Annotated in this window: 1 protein-coding gene; it reads left to right on the forward strand. The window is 59.5% G+C overall.

All coding sequences use genetic code 11. From position 1 onward, the window contains the following. Positions 1 to 878: methyl-accepting chemotaxis protein (locus tag HMPREF1992_RS05195; protein WP_021684820.1), on the forward strand; the 878-nt coding region annotated here is incomplete at both ends.

Below are 878 nucleotides of genomic sequence, written 5' to 3' on the forward strand. Positions count from 1 at the left end.
ATCGGCAAGATCAACGGAGCCTCCCAGTCCGTCGCGGCAACGAGTGAGGAGCTGACAGCGACGGCGCAGAATACGGCGCACTCGGCGGAGACCGTGCGTGAGGGCATCCATGACATTGCCGAGAGTGCCCGCGTACAGCTCAAGGACACGCAGGATGCCGTCAATCACACGGATGAGATTCTCCATCTGCTCGAGGACAACCGCAAGGTTATGACGGAGATGAACGAAGCGACGGAGAACATTCATAAGCGCCAGACCGAAGGCGCGGAGATCCTTGCTGACCTCATGAAGAAGTCTGCGGAGACCGCCAATGCCACACAGGAGGTTTCGCGTGTGGTCGAGGAGACGAATCAGCGTGCGGAGCGCATCGAAGAGGCGAGCGCGATGATTCAGTCCATCTCCGAGCAGACGAATCTTCTTGCACTCAACGCTGCGATTGAGGCGGCGCGTGCAGGCGAGGCAGGACGCGGGTTCGCGGTTGTCGCTGAAGAGATCCGCAAGCTGGCTGAGCAGTCGCGCGGCTTTACGGACGAGATCAACGTCATCATCGGCGAGCTGAAGATGAAGTCGCAGCAGGCAGTCGATACGATGGAGGTCTCGAAGAAGCTCGTTGAGGAGAGCAACGTCAACCTCGAGCGTACGCAGCGTCGCTTTGAGATGATCGCCGAGGCGGTTGATGGAGCGAACAGCGTCGTGACGAAGCTGAACACATCGGCGGAGAAGCTGACGGAGAAGAACAAGGCGATTGCCGCCGTCAGCAAGAAGCTGATGGATATGGCAAAAGAGAACGATGTGACGACGGATGAGGCAGAAGCCTCCGTCGATACGCAGACGCAGGCGCTCGGTGACATCGCCGAGGCGAGCGAGAGCCTTGCCCA

It is taken from the genome of Selenomonas sp. oral taxon 892 str. F0426, from assembly GCF_000468035.1.
Classification (GTDB): Bacteria; Bacillota; Negativicutes; order Selenomonadales; family Selenomonadaceae; genus Centipeda.